Here is a 5,929-nt window from a genome sequence, read left to right as displayed (position 1 = left end):
GGGCGCGCCCGCCCCCGCCGCGACCGAGGCGGTCGCCACCAGCGCGCCCGGCAGCAACAACTGGGCGATCGCCGGCAGCCGCACCGCCGACGGCCGCGCCATCGTCGCCAACGACATGCATCTGGGCCTGCGCGCGCCCAGCCTGTGGTTCCGCGTACGCCTGCGCTATGCCGATGCGCAGGCGCCGGGCGGCCACGTGGACGTGTCCGGATTCTCGCTGCCCGGCCTGCCGGCGGTGATCGTCGGCAGCAACGGTCACGTCGCCTGGGGGTTCACCAACAGCTATGCCGATACCGCCGACTGGTACCGGCTCACGCCGTGCGCCGCGGTGGCGCAGCCCGGCTGCACGCCGGTCACCGTGCATCGCGAACGGATCAAGGTCTCGGGCGCCCCCGACACCGAACTGCAGGTCGAAGACACCGCCTATGGCCCGATCCTGCAACACGAACCCGACGGCAGCGCGCTGGCGTTGCGCTGGGCCGCGCAGTTGCCGGGTGCGCTGAATCTGGGGCTGGCCGACTTCGCCCGCGCCGACACCCTGCCCGATGCCTTCGCCCGTGCGCAGCACATCGCCACGCCGGCACAGAACCTGGTGCTGGCCGACCGCGACGGCCACATCGGCTGGCGCGTGCTCGGCCCGCTGCCGCTGCGCGCTCCGCACTGCGCGGCCGATGCGGTGATGCACGACGTGCGTGCGACAGTGCCGGCGGAGGCGCGCTGCGCGCCATGGCCGCTGTCCACCAGCCAGTCGCCGCAGCGCATCGACCCCGCCGACGGGCAACTGTGGACCGCCAATGCCCGCGTGGTCGGCGGCGCCGAACTGGCACCGCTCGGCGACGGCGGCTACGCGCTGGGCGCACGCGCACAGCAGATCCGCGACGACCTGCGCCTGCATCCGCACCTCGACGAACGGCAGTTGCTGGCGATCCAGCTCGACGACCGCGCCCTGTTCCTGCAGCGCTGGTGGGCGCTGCTGCAGCAACGCGATGCCGGTGCGGCGACGCCGGCGTTGCACGCCATCTCGCAAGCGGCCAAGCACTGGGAAGGCCGCGCCAGCACCGGTTCGGTGAGCTACACCCTGGTGCGCGCCTGGCGCCTGGCGGTGCTGACCCGGATCCGCGACGGCCTGATCGCGCCGGTCCGTACCGGATCGAACGCAGATACCGCGCCCGCGCCACCGCCGCTGCCGCAACTGGAAGGCGTGGCCTGGCCGCTGCTGCAGCAACAGCCGCTGCACCTGCTGCCGCGCCGCTATGGCAGCTGGCAAGCGCTGCTGGAAGACGCCGCCGCCGAGGTGCGCACGCACCTGCAGGCCGATGGCCCGCTGGACACGCGCCGCTGGGGCCAGGAGAACCGTGCGGCGATCTGCCATCCGCTGGCGCAGGGCCTGCCGGCGCCGCTGCGCGGCTGGCTGTGCATGCCGGACACGCCGCTCCCCGGCGACGACGACATGCCGCGGGTGCAGCGCCCGGCGTTCGGCGCCTCCGAGCGCATGGTGGTGGCACCGGGTCACGAGGCCGACGGCATCGTGCACATGCCCGGCGGCCAGAGCGGCCACCCGCTGTCGCCGTTCTGGGGCGCCGGCCACGCCGACTGGGTGCAGGGCCGCGCCACAAAGTTCCTGCCCGGCCCGACCCGGCACACGCTGACATTAAGCCCGTCCGCACCACAATGACCCGCGATCGGCTCCGAGCCGGCGTCCGACCGCATACGCCGGCCTGCCTTCCCCCTTCCCCCACTGCCGAGTCTGCCTACCGATGAAGCGCCCTCCCCTGCTCGCCCTGTTGCTGCCGCTCGCCGCGGCCGTGTCGTTTTCCGCCTGTGCCGCGCCGGCTGCCGACGCGCCCGCGGCCGCCTCCGACTGCAGCGTGCGCGCCCAACCCGGCGACGATCTGCAGGCCGCGATCGACCGCGTCCCCAACGACGGCAAACCCGCCACCGTGTGCCTGAGCGCCGGCGAGTTCCCGGTCGGCAAGTTGATCTCGATCCAGCGCGACGGTCTGCGCCTGCGCGGCCAGGGCGACAGCACCGTGCTGCGCATGCGCGACCACGTGCAGCAGCCGACCATCGTCATCGGCGACTACCAGAACGAGCGCCCGATCCGGCCGATCCGCGACGTGCGCGTGGAGCAGTTGCAGATCGTCGGCGGCACCATCGACAAGGAGTTCATGCCCGAACGCCCGTACCTGAGCAACAGCCTGGTGGTGGTGCGCAACGGCCAGAACATCCAGCTGACCCACCTGCGGGCGAGCAAGTGCCGCAGCGCCTGCCTGCTCAGCGAGTTCGACAGCCGCGACCTGCTGATCGCGCACAACGACGTGTCCGGCGCGACCTGGGACGGGGTGTCGTTCAACCGCACCGCCAAGGTCAAGCTGATCGACAACGTGATCCACGACAACGTCGCCGCCGGCATCACCACCGAGCATCTGGAAGACAGCGAGATCCGCGACAACCGCCTGGAGCGCAACGGCAGCCAGGGCGTGTACCTGGCCGACGCGCGGCGCAACCTGTTCGCGGGCAACCAGTTCATCGACAACAAGGGCGCCGGGCTCTACCTGACCTGCTCGATCCGCCAGCGCACGCCGCAGATCCTGTGCTGGGACAACAGCATGAGCCAGGACAACACCTTCGAGAACAACACCTTCCGCGGCAATCCCTACACCTACACCATCGGCGTGGACAGCGCGGCCAACTGCACCGGCCCGAAGTTCCGCCCCAACCTGTGGCGCAAGAGCAACCAGGCCGATGCCTCGGGCATCGACATCCAGCCCGAACGCTACGGCCACTGCGTGCGCTTCGAGTAAGCGCGCGCGGCCGCGGCGCCTGCGCACGCCACCCGGCCGGCCTTGAACAGGTCGGCCGGGGCGCGCCCACCCGCGCGTGGCGGCAGAACCAGAGTGACCGGCAGGCCCGGTCGCGTCCAGGCGGGTGTCGGACCACCACCCAGGCGGGCGACACGCACGCCGCGACACATCCATTAAAGCTCTGCCTGCAGCGGCCGCTAACCGGTGACGACGCCCCAGCGACCGACGGACCGCGCTGGACCACCGACCGGCCGTGCCGCAGACGCTGGAGTGCCGCGGCGCTCTGGGAGAGCAGATGAACTACCACCTTCATGTCCGCCGCACCCTCGACACGCCGATCCTGGCGATCCAGGGCCTGACCCTGGGCGTCTGGCTGGCGCTGCTGCTGTGCAATCCCTACCTGAGCCACCCACTGGACGCGCGCTATGCGCTGGCGTTCGCCGCCATGCTCGGCAGCGCCGCGGTCATGCGCATGGCCAGGCACTTCTGGCAATGGCGGTTGAGCGCCTTCCTGTCGGTGATCGCGTTCGACGCCGCATTCCGGCTGCAGTTGCACCATATGGGCGGCGCCGGCCTGCCCTGGATGCTGCCGGTGGCGGTGACCCTGAGCCTGGGCTACAGCCTGCTGTTCTGCCACGCGCGCGACTATCTGCTGGCGCTGGCCTGCACCTGGGCGATCATGCTCGGCTGGCACGACAGCCTGGTGCCGGCCTCCGCCGACCTGCCGCTGCTGGAGATCCTGGTGGCGGCGGTGACCATGGTCGGGTTCGCGTTGAACCGTATCTTCGTCACCACCATGCGCAGCAACCACGCACTGAAGGAAGGCTATCGGCGTCTGGCCGCGACCGACGCACTGACCGGCATCCCCAACCGGCGCGCGCTGATGGCCGACCTGCAGGCAGCGGTCGGCACCCAGCACGCCGTGCAGTTGGCCATGCTGGACATCGACGACTTCGAGCGGATCGGCGCCGAGCACGGTCACCACGTCGGCGATGCGGTGCTGCAGGCGCTGGCGACGGAACTGGTGCGGCTGGATCCGCGTTGCCGCGTCGGCCGCCTCGGCGGCGAGGAGTTCGGCCTGCTGTTCGAGGGCGTGTCGCAGGACAAGGCGAGCGCACTGGTGCAGCGCCTGCAACAGCGCATCCGCGGCCTGCGCGTGGACGGCGCCAGCTTCACCTGCAGCGTCGGCTTGGCCTCGTTGCCGGCCCGCGGCGAACTGTCCGACCTGCTCGCCCGCGCCGACCGCGCGCTGTCCGCCGCCCGGCAGGCGGGCAACGGCAGCCTTCGCCTGGACGGCGCCACGCCGGTGTCGGCCGGCACGTCCACGGCGTTCGCGGGCGATCCCGCGCTGCCGGCCGCCACGTCGCTGTAGCACGCAGTACCAACAGCCCACGCGGGGCGGCGCATGCCGCCGCCCCGCAGCGCACTCGCTCGTGGTGCACGCGCATCAGGCCCGACGCAGACAGCGCAGACGTCCACCCCGCTTCACCGCCGCTGCGTGCGGCACGAACAGGCTGAACCGCAGACGCTGCGGCCACTCAAGCCGCCACGCCGGCATGCCGATAAGCTGCCATCGATCCAGCGCGTGCGCGTCGGCGTCCGCACATCACGAACCGGCCGGGACGCGCCGTTGGGCAGCACATGACGTACCCGGAGTACATCCGCCACCTGCTAGGCCGGTCGACCACCGCCATCCAAGCGCTGACCCTGTCGATCTGGGTCGCGACGCTGCTATTCAATCCGTATCTGCAGCGACCATGGGGCCTGGTCAATTTGATCCTGCTGGCCGCGCTGCTCGGCACCGCCGCCTGCACCCTGCTGGTCCGCCGCTTCTGGCACTGGCGCCTGAGCGGCGCGCTGTACGTGCTGCTGCTGTCGTGGGCGTATCAGATCGAGCTGCGGCAGATGGGCGTACATGGCGAATTCTGGTGGCTGCCGACCACGGTCACCCTGTGCCTGGGCATCAATCTGCTGTTCCCGTTCACGCGCGACTACCTGCTGGCGCTGGCATACACCTGGACGATCATGCTGACCGGTCGGTCGCTGCCACCGGCGGCCGCCAGCGACCCGATGCTGCTGGGGCTGCTGGTCGCCGCGGTGTCGCTGATCGGCCTGGCCATGAACCGCACCTTCGCGCGCAGCATGCTGATCACCTACCGTCTGAAGGAAGACTACCGGCGCATCTCCGAGACCGATGCGTTGACCGGGCTGGCCAACCGGCGCGCCCTGATGGCGCAACTGCATGCGCTGGCGGCCGAGCGCGGTCGCCGCGGCACGCTGCAGTTCGCGATGCTGGACATCGACGACTTCAAGCAGGTCAACGACCGCCATGGCCACGATGTCGGCGATGCGGTGTTGCTGGCCCTGGCCGCCGAACTGACCCGGCTCGGGCACGGCTGCCGGGTCGGCCGGCTCGGCGGCGAGGAATTCGGCATCGTGCTCGACGGCATGAGCGACGCGCAGACCGATGCCCTGCTGCAGCGGTTGCTGGAACGCGTGCGCCAGACCCGCGCCAAGGGCGTGGCCTTCACGTTCAGCGCCGGGATCGCGCGCATGCATCCCGACGGCGACGTCTCGGATCTGCTCAAGCGTGCCGACCGTGCGCTGTATGCGGCCAAGCGCGACGGCAAGAGCCGGATCTGCCTGGACAGCGCCACAGGGCCAGCCCCCATGGCGGCCATGCACGGCGCCCTCGACAGCGCGGCGCCGACGGCGGATCCGGCGTAGCGGGAGGCGCACGGCACGCATTGCCGGCGTCGAACACGCACGCTACCGGAGCAGCGCGACACGCCTGCGCTTGCGGCTACACCGCCCGCCACAGCAGGCGCAGGCCCAGGCCACTCATCAGCACCGCACTGAGCCGGTCCAGCGGCCGCCGCGCGCGCGACCACCAGCGCCGCGGCGCCGGTGCGGACAGCAACCCGGCCACCAGCGCGAACCAGGCCGCATCGATGGCGAAGGCCAGCGATGGCAGCGCCACGTACTCGGCGGGCACACGCTGCGCCGGCAGCAGCGCGGCGAACAGGCCGGCGAACACCAGCGCGGTCTGCGGGTTGCCGAGCTGGGTCAACAGGCCCATGACGAAGGCCGAGCGCACCGCCGGCACCTGCTGTTCCGGCGCGATG

Annotated in this window: 5 protein-coding genes; 4 read left to right on the top strand and 1 reads right to left on the bottom strand. The window is 71.4% G+C overall.

The window, feature by feature from the left end; genetic code table 11:
- The 4 genes from D588_RS0119945 to D588_RS0119930 all read left to right on the top strand — a co-directional run.
- The coding region (locus D588_RS0119945; RefSeq protein ID WP_017917244.1) for a penicillin acylase family protein at positions 1 to 1,675 on the top strand (1,675 nt) is incomplete at its 5' end.
- 82 nt (positions 1,676 to 1,757) lie between these two features.
- Positions 1,758 to 2,804: a right-handed parallel beta-helix repeat-containing protein gene (locus D588_RS0119940; RefSeq protein WP_017917243.1), complete on the top strand. Its 1,047-nt coding sequence runs from the start codon at positions 1,758 to 1,760 to the stop codon at positions 2,802 to 2,804.
- A 295-nt stretch (positions 2,805 to 3,099) separates the two neighbouring features.
- The gene (locus D588_RS0119935; RefSeq protein ID WP_017917242.1) at positions 3,100 to 4,176 is read left to right on the top strand and encodes a GGDEF domain-containing protein; all 1,077 of its coding nucleotides are present in this window, start codon (positions 3,100 to 3,102) and stop codon (positions 4,174 to 4,176) included.
- Positions 4,177 to 4,445: 269 nt separating this feature from the next.
- A complete protein-coding gene (locus tag D588_RS0119930) occupies positions 4,446 to 5,531 on the top strand; it encodes a GGDEF domain-containing protein (RefSeq protein WP_017917241.1) in 1,086 nt (361 codons plus the stop codon).
- Positions 5,532 to 5,607: 76 nt separating this feature from the next.
- Here the strand turns inward: D588_RS0119930 and D588_RS0119925 are convergent.
- A partial coding sequence (locus tag D588_RS0119925) for a LysE family transporter (protein WP_017917240.1) occupies positions 5,608 to 5,929 on the bottom strand: 322 nt, incomplete at its 5' end.

The organism is Xanthomonas sp. SHU 308 (assembly GCF_000364645.1).
GTDB classification, from domain to species: domain Bacteria; phylum Pseudomonadota; class Gammaproteobacteria; order Xanthomonadales; family Xanthomonadaceae; genus Xanthomonas_A; species Xanthomonas_A sontii.
This window is presented reverse-complemented; position numbering and strand designations above follow the sequence as displayed.

Bases quoted from the DNA above. Each gene is read 5' to 3' on its own strand.
- D588_RS0119940 (WP_017917243.1), top strand. From the start codon at position 1,758: ATGAAGCGCCCTCCCCTGCTCGCCCTGTTGCTGCCGCTCGCCGCGGCC.
- D588_RS0119935 (WP_017917242.1), top strand. From the start codon at position 3,100: ATGAACTACCACCTTCATGTCCGCCGCACCCTCGACACGCCGATCCTG.
- D588_RS0119930 (WP_017917241.1), top strand. From the start codon at position 4,446: ATGACGTACCCGGAGTACATCCGCCACCTGCTAGGCCGGTCGACCACC.